The sequence below is a fragment of the Hyphobacterium sp. genome (assembly GCF_965217055.1).
GTDB lineage: Bacteria > Pseudomonadota > Alphaproteobacteria > Caulobacterales > Maricaulaceae > Hyphobacterium.
Map to the genome: position 1 here is coordinate 311,803 of NZ_OZ244227.1, position 17,829 is coordinate 329,631.

Below are 17,829 nucleotides of genomic sequence, written 5' to 3' on the forward strand. Positions count from 1 at the left end.
TCGCAAGGATGCATGACGATCTCCACGCGTTGATCGAGGACATGACCTTTGGTGATGAAGCGGCCTGGCGGCAGCTCGCCGAAAAGGCGCTGCGCGGGGCTGACTTCGATGAAGTTCTGGTGCGTCGCACGGCTGACGGGATTCCACGCGGTCCGGTGTTCTTCGACGCGCCAGAAAAGGCATCGGCCGCGTCGGGTCCTCGCAATCACCACCTCCCCTGGCAAATCCGGCAGGTTTTTGCCGAGGCGGACACCAAAGACGCGAACACGGCCATCCTGACGGACTTGATGGGCGGTGTTTCGGAGATCGGAATGCTGATTGATCCGGACGGCAAATGGGGGGCCGCGATCACATCAGCTGACGAACTTGGCGCCGCACTCGCCGGTGTCGATTTGTCCATTGCACCGGTTCATATCGAACCCGCCAGTGTCGCCGACCGCGCTGCACTGGCTGCGAAGCTGAGCGATTTCGGCGCTGACAGCGGCGGACTGGGCCTCGCGCCGGATCATCCCGACGCGGTGCCGCTAGCCAATGACTATTCCGGATGGACCGTGACCTCTGTCGATGCGCGCTGCATTCACGAAAGCGGCGGGAGCGAGGTGCAGGAAATCGCCTATGCCGCCGCGGGGTTCGCGGAAATCATCGGCCAGTTCGTCGAGCAAGGCGGCAGTGCCGCGTCGGCCGTCGCACAAAGCGAGGTCCTGTTCGCGGTCGATGCCGATATTCACCTTTCGATCTGCAAGTTGCGCGCGGCCCGTGTCGTCCTGGGCCAGATCGCCAGGGCCTATGATGTCGATGCGGACGTGAGGATGCGGGCAATCACAAGCGGCAGAATGATGACGCGCAAGGACCCGTGGACCAATCTGATACGGCTGTCGGCTGCCGGCTTTGCCGGGGCGGTAGGCGGCGCCGATGTCATGACGATTTTGCCGGCGACCCAGGTGCTGGGCCGACCCGATCGGCTTGCCCGGCGCGTGGCGCGCAATCTGCACGTTCTGCTGCAGGAAGAATCGCATACCGGAGTGGTCAGCGATGTCGCCGCCGGCTCTTACCTACACGAGACACTGACCGCGGAGCTGGCCCGGAAAGCCTGGCAATGTTTCCAGCAGATCGAGGCGGATGGCGGCTTTTCCGCGATGGTGCCGGGATCAGGCTTTGTCTGCGATATCGCGGACGCGCGCTGTGAATTGCTCGACATTTATGCGAAGGGAACACGCGCCCTCATTGGCGTCAGCCGCTACGCCGCGCCCGATCTGCGGGACATGCGCTTTGCGCCGGGCGAGGCGCCGCCGCAGAGCGATACCCGTTTCAAGCCGGTACGATTGGAAGACGCTTGCGATACGGGAGAGCCGGCATGAGTCAGCGTATCGATTTCTCGAAGACCGCACTGGACTTCGACGCTGATGCTGCGGTGACCGGCGAGCCAGCCTGGCAATCCCCGGAAGGTATTGCCATCCGTCAACAGTACGGGCCAGAGAACCGATCCGACCAACTGGCCGGCACCCTTCCCGGCGCTGCACCGTTTGTTCGCGGTCCCTACCCGACCATGTTCCTGCAGCGTCCGTGGACGATCCGGCAATATGCCGGCTTCTCGACGGCGCGCGATTCCAATGCCTTCTACCGGCGCAATCTGGCGGCCGGGCAGAAAGGCCTATCGGTCGCATTCGATCTGGCGACCCACCGCGGCTATGACAGCGATCATCCGCGCGTCGCCGGCGATGTCGGCATGGCCGGCGTGGCCATCGATTCGATCTACGACATGCGCGAATTGTTCGATGGCATTCCGCTCGACGAGATGAGCGTGTCGATGACCATGAACGGCGCAGTGTTGCCGGTGATGGCGCTCTACATCGTCGCCGCCGAGGAACAGGGTGTTTCGCCGGAGAAGCTGACCGGGACGATCCAGAACGACATCCTGAAGGAGTTCATGGTCCGCAACACCTATATCTACCCGCCCAAGCCGTCGATGCGGATCATCGCCGACATCTTCGCCTATACGGCGGAGAACATGCCGCGTTTCAATTCGATCTCGATCTCCGGCTATCACATGCAGGAAGCCGGGGCGCCGGCCGATCTGGAGCTCGCCTACACGATCGCCGACGGGCTCGAATATATCCGCACCGGGGTCGCGGCAGGGCTTGATGTCGACGCGTTCGCGCCGCGCCTCTCATTCTTTTTCGGCATCGGCATGAATGTTTTCATGGAGATCGCCAAGCTGCGCGCAGCGCGGCTGCTGTGGGCAGGACTGGTGAAGGACCGGTTCGCGCCGAAATCCGACAAGTCGATCTGCCTGCGGACACACTGCCAGACCTCGGGCTGGTCGCTGACCGCGCAGGACGTGTTCAACAATGTCGGGCGCACGACGCTCGAGGCGATCGCGGCGATCGACGGCCACACCCAGTCCCTGCACACCAATTCGCTGGATGAGGCGCTGGCGCTGCCGACCGATTTCTCGGCACGGATTGCGCGCAACACCCAGCTCGTGCTGGCCGAGGAAAGCCGGCTGATCGATGCCATAGACCCGTGGGGCGGCTCATATTTCGTTGAAAGCCTGACCCAGGATCTCGCTGCGCGGGCGCTCGACCACATTCGCGAGGTGGACGCGCTCGGTGGTATGGCGAAAGCAATTTCCGAAGGCACGCCCAAGCTGCGGATCGAGGAAGCGGCAGCCCGCACCCAGGCGCGGATCGATTCCGGCCAGCAGACAATTGCCGGCGTCAACAAGTTCGGTCTCGACGAAGACGAAGACGTGCCGGTCCTCAAGGTCGACAATTACCAGGTCCGCAAGGAGCAGGAAGACAAGCTCATCCGGCTGCGCCGCGAACGCGATGCAAGCGAAGTCGAAGCGCGCCTAGACGCGCTGACTGAAGGCGCTCAGAATGGCGGCAATTTGCTGGCCCTGGCAATCGATGCCGCCCGCGCCAAGGCGACGGTGGGCGAGATTTCGTCAGCGCTGGAAAAGGTCTTCAACCGGCACAAGGCCGAGATCCGGGTGATCAAGGGCGTCTATGCCGACGAGGCGGGCGCAGACGAGAAGATCGCTTCCGCCAAGGCCGCCGCCGAAGCGTTCGTTACACGAACCGGCAAGAAACCCAAGATCCTGATCGCCAAGCTGGGACAGGATGGGCACGACCGGGGCCAGAAGGTTGTGGCGACCGCCTTTGCCGACATGGGCTGGGACGTGGTCATCGGTCCGCTTTTCCAGACGCCGGAAGAAGCGGCCGAACTCGCGGACGCCGAGAATGTCCACGCCGCAGCCATGTCCTCGCTGGCGGCCGGCCACCTCACCCTCCTGCCCGAATTGCGCAATGCCTTGCGTGACCGCGGACGCGAAGACATGCTGGTGATTGTCGGCGGCGTCGTACCGCCGGACGATGTCGCTGTTCTTCGGCAAATGGGGGCCGCGGCCGTTTTTCCGCCGGGAACCGTGATCGCCGACAGCGCGTTGGACTTATTGAACCGGATGGAGGTCGCAATCACCAGCCAGGAGGCCTGAGAATGCGAATATTGATCATCTGCACTGCCCTGCTTGTCGGCGCCTGTGCCGGCGGACCCACACTCTATGCGCCCGCCAATGGCGGCAATCGCGGCTACTCAGATCAGCAGATCGAAGAAAACCGGTTTCGGATCCGTTTTGATGGCGGCGCAGATGTCTCCCTCCGTGAGCTGGAAGATCTGGCTTTTCGCCGGGCCGCCGATTTAACCCTTGAACGCGGTGGCGACTGGTTCCTGGTTGTGTCACGCGCAAACGATGGCGATGACCAGCGGCCCGTCTCCGTGGGTGGGTCAGTGGGTCAGACCTTTGGCAATAGCCGGTTTTCCGGGTCGAGCGTGGGACTTGGCGTGCGGCTCAATCCCGGCGCCGGCGACAAGACCGTCTTCCTGGAAATTGTTATCGGCCGCGGCCCGCGGCCGGATAATCCCCAAAGTTATGATGCGCGCGAGGTCTTGCGCTGGCAGGACTAGCCGGTTTTTGCCTTGGCCTGACCGACCCAATCGTCGCGCGTGATCCGGCCGCGAGCGGTCAGTTTTTCGTCCCAGGCGGCAATGTCCTTTTTCGACCAGGCTGCGATCTGGGCGAATGTGGTGACCCCACCGGCTTTCAATGCTTCCGCGGCTTTCGGTCCCAGCCCCTTGAGCTCGGTCAAATCGTCCGGCTTGGCCGGCTTGGCCTTTGCCGCCGGTTTCGGTTTTGCTGCGGACGCCTTCCTGACGGCTCCCGTCTTCACAGGTTCCGATGCGGCTTTCGCAGACGACGACCGCGCTGCGACCGCAGGCTTCGCCCGGCCAGCAGTTTCGCTGTCAGCCTGGCGCTGCGCGACCAGCCGCGTCAGGCTGTCATTCTCGCGTTGCAAGCGTCCGATCTGTTCCTGCGCATCCTGCAAGGCCTTCCCGGTCTCACCGGACGCCGACCACAGGCGCCATCCCAGGCCCAAGCCCAATCCAAAGGCGATAAACAGGAATATCCATATCTGCCAGATCAACCAAAGCATCTAGCGGTCTCCTCGAGTTCGCGGCGATATGATCACCAGCCGGTCCTGATCTGCATTCACCACAATTTCCACGTCCGCCGGGTCGATGGATTGGGATTCAAGCACGCTGCGGATGGATACACCACGCGCCATCGCCAGTGCCTCGGCGTCGGCATCTCCGGCTACGACGGGGCGGACGGAAACCGTCACGCCGCTGGCCGGACAAGCCTGCGCGATCGAAGCGAGGTGAGAAAGGGTCTGTTCGGCACTGGCCGCAAGACCTGCACTGCCGGGATTGAAACGCAAGCGGCCCAGCATGGCAGCGGTCTCGAATAGATGCGCGCAATCACCAATCGTTGCTATCTCGCCCACGGTTCCGGAATCCGTTCTGATCCAGGCGATCGTGTGGTAGTCGGCGGGCGCGGCCTGGATCGCCGACATCGCACTTTCGGCCTGCTGATGATTTCCGGTCAGTCCATAAATCACGATGGTGTCGCCATTCAGCCGACCGGCACTTTGATCGAGACGCGATAGCGCCGACAGGAGTTGCGAGGCTGCTTCGCTCCATCCGGCGCCTTCGCCGTCATTCTCGCGCACCGACATGCGCACGGCGGCGCGGGCCGGAAACAGGACATTCGCGAGACCGCTAATATCGTCGCGCGCAGTCTCGCTTGGTGCGATGCCCGACAATTCCAGCGAACCGCCGGTCAGAACCGCAATCAGCTGGCTCGGCGCCTCTCCCTCCTGAGCGACGGACTCGTCAATTACCCGGGTAATGCCGCCGGCCAGCCGGCCGCCCGTCCATTCGGCATTGTAGATCGCTTCGATTGCCGCCTCGTGGACGCCTTCATCGGGCCAACGACCACGCAACGTTGCCACCTGACCGTCCACCGAGGCTCTTGCCCAGTTGAACGACTGGTCATTCAAAGCGACATCCACGGCATCCTGCAACCGGCGCTGCAGCATGTGCGGCGCGACGGGACTCCACGCCGTGACGAAAACTGCGAAGAGCAGGAATACGGCCAGTCCGATCATAAATGTCCGGCGGGTTGGGGTCATGGCACACTCGATCTTGCGCGACACGCTATCGCAAATCTTATCCTATCCAAGATGACGATTCGGCGGCAAAGAAAAAGGGCCGGAGCGAAACTCCGGCCCTTTTATTTGCATGTAGACCGGGCTAGCGGCGCGCGCGCAGTGTCAGCCCGACCATCCGCGGTTGTCCGAGGAAGGCGTTGAAGGACCCCGGCTGGAACGGCCCGTCGAACGCAACCTGGACATAGTCTTCGTCGAACAGATTGTTGGCGAAGAGCTCAAGCGACCAGCTTTCGTCCTCGGCACCGATGCCAACGCGGGCATTGAACACCGCATAGCCGTCCTGGACTTTCTCGGGATCGAGGTCGGAACCGGTATTCTGCTCCGACAGGTAACGGCCGCTCAGATGAGCCAGCCATTGCATGTTGTCGCCGAACGGCCGCACGTAACTGATCGAGCCGGACGTATACCATTCCGGAGCCAGCGAGAAGTTCTGGCCGGACAAGCGGTCGACATCGGGCGTGCCGGTCGCGGCAAAGCTGTTATAGGTCGCGTCGGCATAGGTCACGCCACCCTGAAGGGTCAGGCCCGGAACGTTCTCCGGGAACCACAACAGCTCGAATTCGGCACCTTGCGTGACCGCGCCATTGTTCAGAGATGTCACGAAGAACGCCAGACCGTTGAAGGTGTTCAACTGGAAGCTCTCGAAATCCGAATAGAAGAGGTAGAGGTTGGCCAGAAGCGTGTCATTCAGGGCTTCGGTCTTGAAGCCGATTTCATACGAATTCACGATCTCCGGATCGAACTGCGCCGGATACGGGCTGGTTCCCGCCAAAACGGCGGTAAAATCAACGGCCGTCGAGCCAGCCTGCGTGAAACGATCGAGATTGAAGCCGCCGGCCTTGTAGCCGCGCGAGTAGGTTCCGTACATCAGGAAGTCGTCGTTGAAGCGGTGCGACAGCGAGATCAGGCCAGTCAGCTCGTCTTCGGAAAGCGACTCATTGAAATTGATGTTAGAATAGGCATCCCGTGCGCTCGGCAGGCAGGTAAACGTGCCGAACTGGATCAGGCTGGGAACAGGAACGCCGCTTCCTGCCGAGAATCCGGCGAGGATGGCCTGGTTCTGCGCCGTCGAGAAGTCGAGTGCTTCGCCGAAGACCGCCTCCCAGACGTCACAGGCGGGCGCATTGGACGGCGAGAAGTTCGCCGTGGCGTCCTTCTCCGTGCTGTTCCAGCGCAGACCAAAGGTCAGGTCGGTGTTCTCGCCAATGGCGAAGGTATTGTGCGTAAAGATGCCAAAGTTCTGGCCATCCTGCTCATACCGGTCGCCGCCGGAGTTCGCACTGCCGGCCGGGAAGCCCTGCCCCGGAGCCAGCGGTGTGTAGCCGGGAATGAAAGCGCCACCCAGACCGTTGGCAAGTGTCGTCACCAATACCGGGTTACCGCCGCCAATCAGACCGAGATAGGCTTCGAAGTCAGAGCCGTACTGAATGGCATCACGGCGAACGAGCTCTTCGTTCGAGAAGAACACACCCACGAGCCAGTCGAGGCGGTCGGTTTCACCCTGGGCCCGCAATTCGAAGGTCGAATTGCCGAACTCGAACGAGTTCAGCGCCGGGTCCCGGAATACGATGTCGGCACCGGTGAAATCGGTATCTTGGCCCGAAACGATTTCGTAGTCGCGGGTTGAGCCGATGGCTGTCAGTTCGAAATTGTCGAATTCATAGACATATTCAAACTGGAATCCGCCATCCTCGATATCCTGCGTTGTCGGGCGGTTGGACTGGATGACCCGGCTGAACGGGTCTTCGGCACCCGGCAACGGACGTCCGCCCGGTTGCAGGAAGTTGATAGCGCCTGCTGTCGGGCCGGAGACGATGCTCGGCGCACCACAGCAATTCTCGTCACGGCTGGTGAAATCGCCTTGAATCGTCAAGTCGCCACGACCGCCGAGATCGAACAGGATTGAACCGCGGATGGTCCAGAAGTCCTGATCATTGTCCTCGGTTTCGGTGCGCGGTCCGCCAAATGTCTGGACCGTCTGGAAACCGTCGCGATCGCCCGATGCAGCATACAGGCGAAACGCGGCCTGATCTTCGACAATCGGTCCCGTCACGCTGCCGGCAATCCGGTATCCGTCAGCACCATCGGTCAGATAGGTTGCTTCCAGAGATGCGCCGAATTCGAACTCAGGCGGTGCGGTCACGATATTGATGATACCGGCCGAGGTGTTGGCGCCGAACAGCGTTCCCTGCGGACCGCGCAGCACTTCGATGCGCTCGATCTCGCCGAGGTCGCCAAAACTGACGCCATTCCGGGCACGCGGCACGCCATCTATCACGATCCCGACTGACGATTCGAGGCCGGGGTTGTCACCCACGGTACCGACGCCGCGGATCCGGGCCGTCGTCGAATATTCGCTCGACGTCGAGGTCACGTTCAGACCGGGGGCAATAACCGCGAGATCGCGGATGTCCCGAACGCCTGAATTTTGCAGCAGTTCGGCAGTGTACGCCGTCACGGCCACGGGCACGTCCTGAATGCCCTGTTCCCGCTTCTGCGCGGTCACGGTGATAACGTCGACGGTCTGACGCTCCTGGGCGAAAGCCGGCGCGGTCAATGCCCCGGCGGCTACGGCAGCCATAAGGACTGCACGGCTCGTGATCTTCATAGGTATTCCTCCCGGTCCTGGCGAAGCCAGTTCTGTCTGCGGACGTTTGCCGCTTTTGATAACGCAAGTTTGTCCCATTTCCCGCGGCTGCAAAAGATGGTGTTTGATTGGGAGCGGTTGCAAATTGCGGGCCTAGCCGCAAAACGCGGCATTTTCGCTGCCATCGTTGCAGCAATGTCACATCAACGCGGCGTCAGGCGCGGGCGCTCGGCCTCTCGGCCAAGGCGTTTCGCCAGGCGATGAGTGCGCGCTGATTCTTATTTGGCGCCAGCTTCACCCAACCGGCAAAATCGACCGCAACGAAGGCGGTGATATCCGCGACAGAGAACGCCTCGCCGCCGAGATAGGCCGTGCTCGCGAGTCGGCGATCAAGGGTGTCGAAAAACTGCTCGATCCGGGTGCGGCCGCGCTCGGCCAATTCGGGAATCTGGTCGTAACTGCGCGGCCCCGTCAAAGCCCGCCCCTTGAGACCGGGTAGGCTGTTACGCACCACTTCGGCAATGGCCAGAAGCCCTTCGCTCTCCGCAATTGCATTCCACTCCGCGATGATCGCCTTTTCGACCGGTGTTCGGCCCATGAGCGGCGGATCGGGCCGGATTTCCTCCAGATACCGAGCGATTGAGGCATTGTCGCCGAGGACAGTGCCATCGGGCAGTTTGAGCGCTGGCACGGTGCAGCGCGGATTGATTGCCCGAAATGCGTCGCCGAGTTGTTCACCCTTGCGCAGATCGATCTGTTCGGTCGGAACAGTCAGGCCCTTTTCGACCAGGAACATACGCGCGCGCCGCGGGCTCGGCGCCGTCGTGCAATCGTAAAAGACATGGTCCTGCATCATGAAAAAAGCTCCGGTCGTTCGCTTGCAACATCGAGGCGGGATTCGAGTGCGCGGCCAAGAAGGACAAGGCGGTCCTCGCGAAAGAGAGGTGCCCACAGGCTGGACGCATAGGGCATTCGGAATTGCTCATCCCCGGCCTGCTGGCCGCTCGCGGTCAGCGGGTTGAGGGCGCGCTCCGTAAATCCGGTGCGCAAGACAAGACTGGGATGGCCCGTGAAATTCGAGATCAACAGCATGCCCGCGGCAAAATTCGGTCCGACGATCACGTCACACTGATCGAAGAGGTCGTGCATGGCCCCGCAGACCTCACGCCGGAAACGATCGACATTAATGTAGTCGACGGCGGACCGAAAACGGGCGCGCCGCCAGGTATTGGGCCAAGCGCGCGCCTCCTGCCATCGCAGCTCATCGTCGCGCCCGGACAGCGTCAATTCCTCGAATGCCGCGGCAGCCTCGACTTCGACCACTGCGCCCAGCGCGCCATAGGGCCAATCGGGCAATGCCAGTGGCACGGTCTCGCAACCGATTGCCCTGACAGCTTCCAGCATGGCGCGATCCGGCGCAGAGGCATTTTCCATTGCGGCCGGCAGATATCCGACTCGCAGCTGCGACGGATCTGCAGACCAATCGACCCCCAGCGCCGCGTCCAGCGAAGACGCATCCCGCACATCGGGCCCATTGATCACGTCGAGAACGAGTGCTGTGTCAGCAACCGCCCGGGTAATCGGCCCGATCTTGTCGAGCGACCAGCACAATGCCATCGCGCCGGAACGCGAAACGCGGCCGAAGGTCGGCCGCAAGCCCGTGGTGCCGCAGCGATGCGATGGCGAGACGATCGAGCCGAGAGTTTCCGTACCGATCGCAAAGCTTGCAAGGCCCGCCGCAACTGCCGCGGCTGATCCAGCGCTCGACCCGGAGGAACCTTCCGACGGATTCCAAGGATTGCGCGTGAGCCCGTCGAACCAGAGATCATTGTAGGCGATCGCCCCATTGGTCGACTTTCCGAGCAGAACCGCGCCCGCCTGGCCCAAAGCATTGGCAATATGTGCATTTTCGCTGGCGACGCGGTCGCGATACGGCGTGGCGCCCCAGGTGCTGGGAATGCCGGCGACATCGATGATGTCCTTCATGGCGTAGGGCAGACCCTGCAGCACGCTGACGATCTCGCCGCGCACAAAGGCGGCATCGGCACGTTCGGCGTCCTGCAGCGCGCGGTCCGCCGTAACCGTGATGAAGCATTCAAGGCGACCGGCATGGGCCTCGATGCGGGATAGATAAATCTCGGTCAGCTGGCGCGAGCTCAGGGTTCCCGCGCGCAACCAGCCTGCCTGCTGCCAGCAGGGTGCAAAGGCGATATCGACGGCGGAACGAGGCAGCGGAGGCAAGGCCGCAGGCGGCAAGCTCACACCGCCGTCCGGAATGTCATACGTTACGCCGGGCTGCCGGGGATCGAACACCGATGCAGGTTGCAGCGTATTCGGCTGCTCGATGGCACGCAGGCGCGCCATGTTCGCGGCCCAATCGTCGAGGCCGATCGCCATCTGCTCGATCTCGTCCGCGCTGTAGTCGACTCCCAACAGATCGTCGGCGCAGGCCAGCTGTTCGGCGGTCAGGCGGTCCTGGGCCGAAGCCTTCCCGGCGGTGGCCAGCGCGCCACCGGCCAATGCCAATCCCCCCAGTACATTGCGTCTCGTCGTCTTCATGGCCCGCTCCTTCATGAACCCAGCATAAACAGTTCATGCCTGCTGCCCATCAAATGACCCCAATTCAGCCCGCATTGCCGCCGCAATCTGCCACATTTCATGGTTAACGACGTTCATCCGCCGGTTTCGGCGCGGGCTGTCCAATTCGAATTCCTTGGGGGAAATCATGGCTGCAAACAATATCAATCCGGTGGCGAGTCGCCAGTTCTACAACCCGCAGAGCGAGAAGAGCGACCGCGTGCAGGCGCTGAATGGCGACACCTTCGCGAGCGGTGCGCACATTCAGGATTTCGATCTGCAGTTTTCGCTGTCGCGGGCGCGGCGTGATTTCGAGAATCTGAAAGCCTTTCGCAGAACTTGCGGCTGGGCATTCGACGATCCCATCTCCAAGGAGAAGGCCGAGGATTCCGGCAAGGCGATTGAGCGCTCGGCGATCTATCCGGATTCCCACATTCTCACATTTTCGGTGCTAGCGGCGCTGGTGCTGTTCGAAGGCCTGGCCAATGCCTACTTCTTCGCCGGCAGCTCGGATCTGGGCCTGCTGGGCGGCTGGCTGCAGGCGATCACGGTTTCATTCGTGAATGTCATCACGGCATTCTTCGTGATCGGTTTCCTTTGTCTGCGCCATCTGACGAACCCTCAAAAACGCTGGTCATTCTTTGCCGCGGCCGCAGGCCTGCCATTGGCGATCGCCTTCATCGTCGTGCTCAATCTCGCGGCGGCGCACTACCGGGATCTGCTGGAAATCCATGCCGCCACGCTGGCGCTCGGTGGAACCGAAGTAACGGGTGAATTGATCGCGCCGATACAACATCTGTTTGCCGATCCCTTCGCCTTCCAGACACTGGAAGCGTATCTGTTACTGACACTGGGACTGACCTTTGCCATTATCGCCGCCTACAAGGGGCGCACATTCGACGATGCCATTCCGGGTTTTGGCGTTGTTCAACGCCGCGCCGAACGCTCGGCACGCGAACTCAACCGCGTGGTCAAGAAGGCGGCTGGCGGCCGCAACTCTCCTGAAGAGCAGATTGCGGAAGCGCAGCTCCTCTTGATGGAGATGGCGGAAGATTTCGGATCAGCGCAGCCGCGTTGATCCGGCAGGGGGGTGAAGCATGAGCGGCCGCGATCTTCTTGGCGTATTCAATCTGATCATCGTAGCAGGCGTGATCGCGGCGGTGAGTTATTTCGCCCTCACCTTGCGACCTGCAGAATATGATGCCGATACGCTTTGCATCGCCGGCATCATTCCACCGCATCGCGTGGTGATTATCGACAAAACCGACCTTTATTCCCAGCAACAGACCGCTGCGATCCGACGGATCATCCTTTCGGAACGTGACAATCTCACTGTTGGCGAACGCCTGTCGCTGTTTGAACTCGATGAGACCGGACGGCTTGCCGATACGAATGAGTTCTCCCTTTGCAATCCTGGGAGCGGCGAACAGGTCAATCCCTTGTATCGCAATCCAGAGCGGATTCAGACGCGTTATGAGTCACTTTTCGATGCGCCGCTGCAGCAGGCCCTGTCTGATCTGGTGGAACCGAAAGATGCGCCGCAAAGCCCGATACTCGAGGCGCTCGCCGAACTGACGCAGGAAACCTCCATGTCGGCTACGGTGCCTGGTCGGCGGATCGTTCTGGTCAGCGACATGCTGCAGAATTCCGACGTCTTTTCTGTGTACGGGCGTAGCGAAGGGGCGCTGCTTGACCGGCTGCCGCGGGCGGATTCGACTGTTCAGGCGATCCGCAATCAATACGGCAGTGCCCTTGCCGGTGTTTCGCTTGAAATTCACCTGATCGAGCGTGCGGGCTGGGAAGCTGACCAGAACGGCCCGCTCAGGACCTACTGGACACAGATATTCAACCAGCTCGGCGTCGCAGTCAGCTGGCGATCATTGCCCACCAGCGCGCTGTCCTGACGAGCAAACCCGTCTACTCGTTATCTTCCGGCAACGTCCGGAATTCGACATCGGTCTCGGCAATCAACCAGGTGATGGCCGCCCAAGCTGCAACATTCTGCGCCAACGCTTCCGGGTCGATCTTGTCGAAAGTGTCGTCGGGCGTGTGGTGCAGGTCGAAATAGTCGGTGCCATCCTGAGACAGGCGAAAAACCGGAACGTCCTGAGCTGCCAGCGGTATGATGTCCGGGCCGCCCCCGCGCGATGCGCGGCTGCCGCGAATAATACCGAGCGGCGCAATGATCTGCTGCGCCTGATCCAGGAATTGCGTGCCGTCCTCGCTGGTACCGGAGGTGAGCGACCAAACCCGCCCGGCGCCGAAATCGGATTCCGATGCCATCACAATATTGCCGACCTCTTCGGCATTCTCGCGGGCATAGGCAAAAGCACCCAGCAATCCGACCTCTTCGGCGCCGAACAATACGACGCGAATGGTGCGTCTCGGCGCGCGCGGCAATCGGTCAATCATGTGCGCTGCCGCAGTCACGATGCCGACGCCCGCGCCGTCATCAACGGCACCGGTGGCTTCGTCCCAGCTATCGAGATGCGCGCCGATGAGCACGATTTCCTCGGGTTGCTCGCGGCCAGGAATTTCGGCCACGACATTGCCTGACTGGCGGTTGCCACGCCATCCCGCAACAACCGACAGGCTGACCCGAACGGTCTCGCCGGACTGGTGAATACGTTCAATCTGGTCGGCGTCCGGCGCTGACAGCGCGACGGCCGGAATGGAAGACCAGACACGGCGCTCGGTGAAATCCGGGTGTTCCTGCTCTAGGTAGTCGACAGCGATCTGCGAATGCGCACCTCCGGCAACGGTATCGGTACGTGGCGTACTGATCATGCCAGTGTGCGGAAAGCGATGCGAATCGGTGCCGACCGAGCGGATCATGACACCGCTGGCGCCGCGGGCCTCGGCCTCGAGCCAAGCGTAGCGACGCTTGTCATTGGCCGGACCGTAACCGGCGCCGGTCTGGGCTCTGATCATGCGGTCATTGACAAAAGCGATCCGTCCCTCGAGCGAACCGTCGAAATCACGCAGTGCGGTGTAGCTGTCGAAAAAGACGATTTCGGCATTGAGACCGCCTTGGGGTGTCGCCGCCGAGCCACCGAGCGCGGACGCCAACATGGGTTGCGGGAAAGGCGCGACAATCGCCGCGCTGATCGGACCACGATTCCAGAACGGCATTTCGAAAGATTCGATGCGGACATTCGAGAAGCCGAGTTCGGTGAACATCTGCACGGCCCAGTCCCGTGCCCGCGCCTCCTGCTGCGAGCCGCCGAGCCGTGGCCCGACTTCGGTCGTCAACGACCGCACGATTTCGTACCCAGTATCGGACTCGGCAGCCATCTCCATCAGCTGGCGCGCGGTTCCTGCTTCGCCGTCACTGATTAGGTCGTTCTGGAATGCGAACGCCGGGACCGACGCCATGAGTGCGATTGCAGATGCGATACGAAAGAACATGCCGGAACTCCCCGAAAACGTTGTCGCCGCGGAAGCTAGCCTGCGCCCTTACCCGCCTCAAGTTGTACCGACATGTTCATTCTGGCGAAAAACGGCTTATATCGGACCGAGGTGAGAGGAGCACGATGACATGATCGAAATGACGATTTCCGGCCGGGAAAAAGAGCTTGGCGGATTTTCTGTTCGACGCCTCATTCCGGTGGCTAAAAAACGGCTCGTCGGCCCGTTCATCTTTTTTGACCACATGGGTCCGTCGACGTTTGCGCCCGGCCACGGCGTTGATGTCCGCCCTCACCCGCATATCGGCCTGGCGACAGTTACCTATCTGTTCGACGGTGAAATGGATCATCGCGACTCTCTGGGTGTTCACCAGACGATCCTGCCCGGCGATGTAAACTGGATGACCGCTGGCAGGGGGATCGTGCATTCCGAGCGGACCGGCGATGCCGCGCGGGCTGCGGGCCATGACCTTCACGGCATCCAGACCTGGGTCGCCTTGCCGGTAGAGGACGAAGAATCGCCCCCCTCGTTTCATCATCACAGATCCGACGATTTGCCGGTGATCGAGCGCGATGGTGTGTGGATGCGATTGGTTCTCGGGAACGCCTATGGCGAAACCTCCCCGGTCCAGGTTTTCTCACCCATTTTCTATCTGCATGCCGAAACCGAAGCCGGCTCGATTTTCAAGCTCACAGACGAACACGAAGAACGCGCTGTTTATGTGGTCAGCGGCGAGATCGAGATTGACGGTCTGTTGTTCGGTGAAGGAGAGATGATTGTACTCGACAACGAAGCGTCCATCGGGGTCCGCACGGTCAAGGCAGCACGCCTTATGATGTGCGGCGGCACGCCTCTCGCTGGAGACCGGCACATTTTCTGGAATTTCGTATCGAGCCGCCGGGACAGGATCGAGAAGGCCAAACAGGATTGGCAGAGTTCCGCTGACGCGGGCTTCAAAACCAGCGTTTTTGCTTTGCCGCCAGACGAGTCCGAGCACATACCGCTACCGTCGTAATAAAACTTGATTTGGCCCTGCAGTTGCACCGGGAGAATAGACTTGATGCCGGCGCCCGGGTCCCGTAGTGAGGACACCTAACCGGCTACCACGCGCAACAGATCGGAAAGAATCACGCAAATATGCGGGTTCCTTCAACCGGGGGGTTCATGTTCGAACAGGCGAATGACCGTAGCACGGGTGTCCTGAACTATCTGGGCGTGACCCAGACCGGCACACTGCAACACAATTGGAATGAGGCCGCCCTTTACGAGGAAGCCATCCGTCGCGGAGAGGGGGAAGTCGCAAAAGGCGGCGCCCTAGTCGTGAAGACCGGGCAACACACCGGCAGGTCTGCCAAGGACAAGTTCACGGTCCGCGACGAAACCACCGAGGACACGGTCTGGTGGGAAACCAATGCGTCGATCACGTCTGATCAGTTCGCTGCAATTTGGGACGATTTCCGGGCCCACATGGCGGACAAGGAATTGTTTGTGCAGGACCTATTCGGCGGCGCCGATCTTGATCACCGCCTGCCCGTCCGCGTAGTTACTGAATATGCTTGGCATTCGCTCTTCATCCGGCACTTGCTTCGCCGTCCGGAAATCAGCGAGCTGGCAGGATTCAATCCGGAATTCACGATCGTCAACTTGCCCAGCTTCAAGGCCGATCCGGCCCGCCATGGCTGTCGCAGCGAAACCGTCATTGCGGTCGATTTCGCGCGTAAGATGGTGCTGATCGGCGGCACCTCATATGCCGGCGAAACCAAGAAGTCGGTGTTCACTATTCTCAATTATCTGCTTCCGGCCAAGGGCATCATGCCGATGCACTGCTCGGTCAATACGGATGGCGAGAACGCAGCGATCTTCTTCGGCCTGTCAGGCACGGGAAAGACAACGCTGTCGGCCGATGCCAACCGCACGCTGGTCGGCGATGACGAGCATGGCTGGTCAGAGAACGGGCTCTTCAATTTCGAGGGCGGCTGTTATGCCAAGATGATCCGGCTGTGCCCGGAGGCCGAGCCGGAGATCCATGCCACCACGCAACGCTGGGGCACGGTGCTGGAAAACGTCGTGATGGACCCGGTGACGCGAGAGCTCGATCTTGACGACGCGTCGCTAGCGGAAAACAGCCGCGGCGCCTATCCGATCGACGCGATCCCGAACGCGTCCGATACTGGTCGGTGTGGGCAGCCCAAGAACTTGATCATGCTGACCTGCGACGCGTTCGGCATCATGCCGCCGATCGCCAAGCTGACCCCGGCCCAGGCCATGTACCACTTCCTGTCCGGCTATACCGCCAAGGTTGCCGGCACTGAAAAGGGTGTGACCGAGCCGACGGCGACTTTCTCCGCCTGTTTCGGCGCGCCCTTCATGCCGCGCCACCCCGCCGAATATGGCGCGCTACTTCGCGAATTGATTGCCGAACACGGAGTCGATTGCTGGCTGGTCAATACCGGCTGGACCGGCGGCGCTTATGGCGAAGGCCGCCGCATGCCTATCAAGGCAACACGCAGTCTCTTGAACGCGGCGCTGGACGGCACGCTTAACAACGCGACCTTCCGCGAAGACCCCAATTTCGGTTTCATGGTTCCGACCGCCGTGCCGGGCGTGGATGCGAATATCCTTGATCCGCGTGCCACCTGGTCCAACCCGGCAGCCTATGATGCGCAGGCGTCCAAGCTCGCTGATATGTTCATCACGAATTTTGCCAAGTTCGAGGACCATGTTGCACCTTACGTTCGCGCTGCAGCGCCGCGCCTCAACGATATCCGCGTCGCCGTCGCCGAATAGCAGCCCGCCGATGCATCGGAGACAATCGTCGTTCGGTCTCATCGACTGCGCGGCGGTTTCCACTTGTCATACAACGCTCACAGAGATCGCCTAGAAGTCGACCCATGAGAAAAATCCTCGCAGCCGCTTCCGCTCTCCTCGCCGTTACCGCCCCCGCCTTCGGCTGGGGCAAGACCGGACACCGCGTCACCGGCGCAATCGCCGAGCAATACCTGAGCGAGGAAGCGCGCGCCGCAATCGAGGACATTCTCGGTGTCGAGGATCTCGCCGAGGCCTCGAACTGGCCGGACTTCATGCGCTCCAGCAGCGAGGAATTCTGGCGCGAAGCCGGTCCCTATCACTATGTGACAGTGCCCGAGGGCACGGTGTACGATCCGGCCAATGCGCCGGAAGAAGGCGATGCCTACACCGCGCTGCAACGTTTCTCGCAAATCGTGACCGATGAGAGCCTGCCGCTGGCGGAACGCCAGCGCGCGCTGCGCTTCATCGTCCACATCATCGGCGATCTGCACCAGCCCTTCCATGCCGGCAACGGGACCGATCGCGGCGGCAATGACGTCACCGTTGTCTTCTTCGACGATGTCACGACGCTGCATCTCGCCTGGGACGAGAATATGGTCGATTACGAGCAGCTCTCCTACACGGAGATGACGGACTGGCTGACACGCCGCATCACGCCGGCGCAGGCGCAGGAATGGATGGAGCCGGATCCGCAGGTCTGGATCGCGGAGAGCGTCGCGATCCGCCCCTCGCTCTACCCGGATGATGCCGAACTGCAATGGGGCTATGTATTCGAGCACCGCGCGACGATGCGCCAGCGCCTGTCCCAGGGCGGGGTGCGGATGGCAGCTTATTTCAACGCGCTGTTCGACGGCGACACCGAGTAGGCACGCTCCCGAC

General features: G+C 61.5%; 14 protein-coding genes. 8 read left to right on the forward strand and 6 right to left on the reverse strand.

Annotated features, from left to right (window positions below; translation table 11 throughout):
• The first annotated feature begins 8 nt into the window (after nucleotides 1-8).
• Genes ACOOFN_RS01495 through ACOOFN_RS01505 form a run of 3 tightly spaced genes read left to right on the forward strand, consistent with a single transcriptional unit; the run spans nucleotide 9 to nucleotide 3,966 of the window.
• Nucleotides 9-1,358 (forward strand): methylmalonyl-CoA mutase family protein, encoded by a 1,350-nt coding sequence (locus ACOOFN_RS01495; protein ID WP_420432969.1) that lies wholly within the window; start codon nucleotides 9-11, stop codon nucleotides 1,356-1,358.
• Nucleotides 1,355-3,496, forward strand: a complete 2,142-nt coding sequence (scpA, locus tag ACOOFN_RS01500) for a methylmalonyl-CoA mutase (RefSeq protein WP_420432971.1) — start codon at nucleotides 1,355-1,357, stop codon at nucleotides 3,494-3,496. Before ACOOFN_RS01495 ends, scpA begins: the two co-directional genes overlap by 4 nt.
• 2 nt (nucleotides 3,497-3,498) lie before the next feature.
• Nucleotides 3,499-3,966 carry a CC0125/CC1285 family lipoprotein gene (locus ACOOFN_RS01505; protein WP_420432973.1) on the forward strand — a complete coding sequence of 156 codons (468 nt, stop codon included), beginning with the start codon at nucleotides 3,499-3,501 and terminating at the stop codon, nucleotides 3,964-3,966.
• On the opposite strand, the gene ACOOFN_RS01510 is transcribed toward ACOOFN_RS01505, so the two are convergent.
• From ACOOFN_RS01510 to ACOOFN_RS01530, 5 genes are all read right to left on the reverse strand, one after another.
• A complete protein-coding gene (locus ACOOFN_RS01510) occupies nucleotides 3,963-4,493 on the reverse strand; it encodes a helix-hairpin-helix domain-containing protein (RefSeq protein ID WP_420432975.1) in 531 nt (176 codons plus the stop codon). The two genes, ACOOFN_RS01505 and ACOOFN_RS01510, sit on opposite strands and share 4 nt — an antisense overlap.
• Nucleotides 4,494-5,531 (reverse strand): hypothetical protein, encoded by a 1,038-nt coding sequence (locus tag ACOOFN_RS01515; protein WP_420432977.1) that lies wholly within the window; start codon nucleotides 5,529-5,531, stop codon nucleotides 4,494-4,496.
• Between the two features lie 121 nt (nucleotides 5,532-5,652).
• Complete coding sequence (locus ACOOFN_RS01520) at nucleotides 5,653-8,178, reverse strand: TonB-dependent receptor (protein WP_420432979.1); 2,526 nt, start codon at nucleotides 8,176-8,178, stop codon at nucleotides 5,653-5,655.
• A 193-nt stretch (nucleotides 8,179-8,371) separates the two neighbouring features.
• Nucleotides 8,372-9,013, reverse strand: coding sequence for a glutathione S-transferase family protein (locus tag ACOOFN_RS01525; protein WP_420432981.1), 642 nt, complete (start codon nucleotides 9,011-9,013; stop codon nucleotides 8,372-8,374).
• Entirely contained in the window at nucleotides 9,010-10,716 is a 1,707-nt protein-coding gene (locus ACOOFN_RS01530) for an amidase (RefSeq protein WP_420432983.1), read from the reverse strand. Before ACOOFN_RS01530 ends, ACOOFN_RS01525 begins: the two co-directional genes overlap by 4 nt.
• A 166-nt stretch (nucleotides 10,717-10,882) precedes the next feature.
• Between ACOOFN_RS01530 and ACOOFN_RS01535 the strand changes: the two genes are divergently transcribed.
• A complete protein-coding gene (locus tag ACOOFN_RS01535; protein WP_420432985.1) occupies nucleotides 10,883-11,812 on the forward strand; it encodes a hypothetical protein in 930 nt (309 codons plus the stop codon).
• Nucleotides 11,813-11,831: 19 nt separating this feature from the next.
• Nucleotides 11,832-12,638, forward strand: a complete 807-nt coding sequence (locus ACOOFN_RS01540; RefSeq protein WP_420432987.1) for a hypothetical protein — start codon at nucleotides 11,832-11,834, stop codon at nucleotides 12,636-12,638.
• A 13-nt stretch (nucleotides 12,639-12,651) separates the two neighbouring features.
• Here ACOOFN_RS01540 and ACOOFN_RS01545 read toward each other — a convergent pair whose 3' ends face one another.
• Nucleotides 12,652-14,142: a M28 family peptidase gene (locus tag ACOOFN_RS01545; RefSeq protein ID WP_420432989.1), complete on the reverse strand. Its 1,491-nt coding sequence runs from the start codon at nucleotides 14,140-14,142 to the stop codon at nucleotides 12,652-12,654.
• Nucleotides 14,143-14,272: 130 nt separating this feature from the next.
• Here ACOOFN_RS01545 and ACOOFN_RS01550 point away from each other — a divergent pair, with 130 nt between their 5' ends.
• The 3 genes from ACOOFN_RS01550 (at nucleotide 14,273) to ACOOFN_RS01560 (ending at nucleotide 17,816) form a co-directional block, all read left to right on the forward strand.
• Nucleotides 14,273-15,157, forward strand: a complete 885-nt coding sequence (locus ACOOFN_RS01550; RefSeq protein WP_420432991.1) for a pirin family protein — start codon at nucleotides 14,273-14,275, stop codon at nucleotides 15,155-15,157.
• Nucleotides 15,158-15,306: 149 nt separating this feature from the next.
• Complete coding sequence (locus ACOOFN_RS01555) at nucleotides 15,307-16,929, forward strand: phosphoenolpyruvate carboxykinase (protein ID WP_420432993.1); 1,623 nt, start codon at nucleotides 15,307-15,309, stop codon at nucleotides 16,927-16,929.
• A 104-nt stretch (nucleotides 16,930-17,033) separates the two neighbouring features.
• Nucleotides 17,034-17,816 (forward strand): S1/P1 nuclease, encoded by a 783-nt coding sequence (locus ACOOFN_RS01560; RefSeq protein ID WP_420432995.1) that lies wholly within the window; start codon nucleotides 17,034-17,036, stop codon nucleotides 17,814-17,816.
• Nucleotides 17,817-17,829 lie beyond the last annotated feature (13 nt).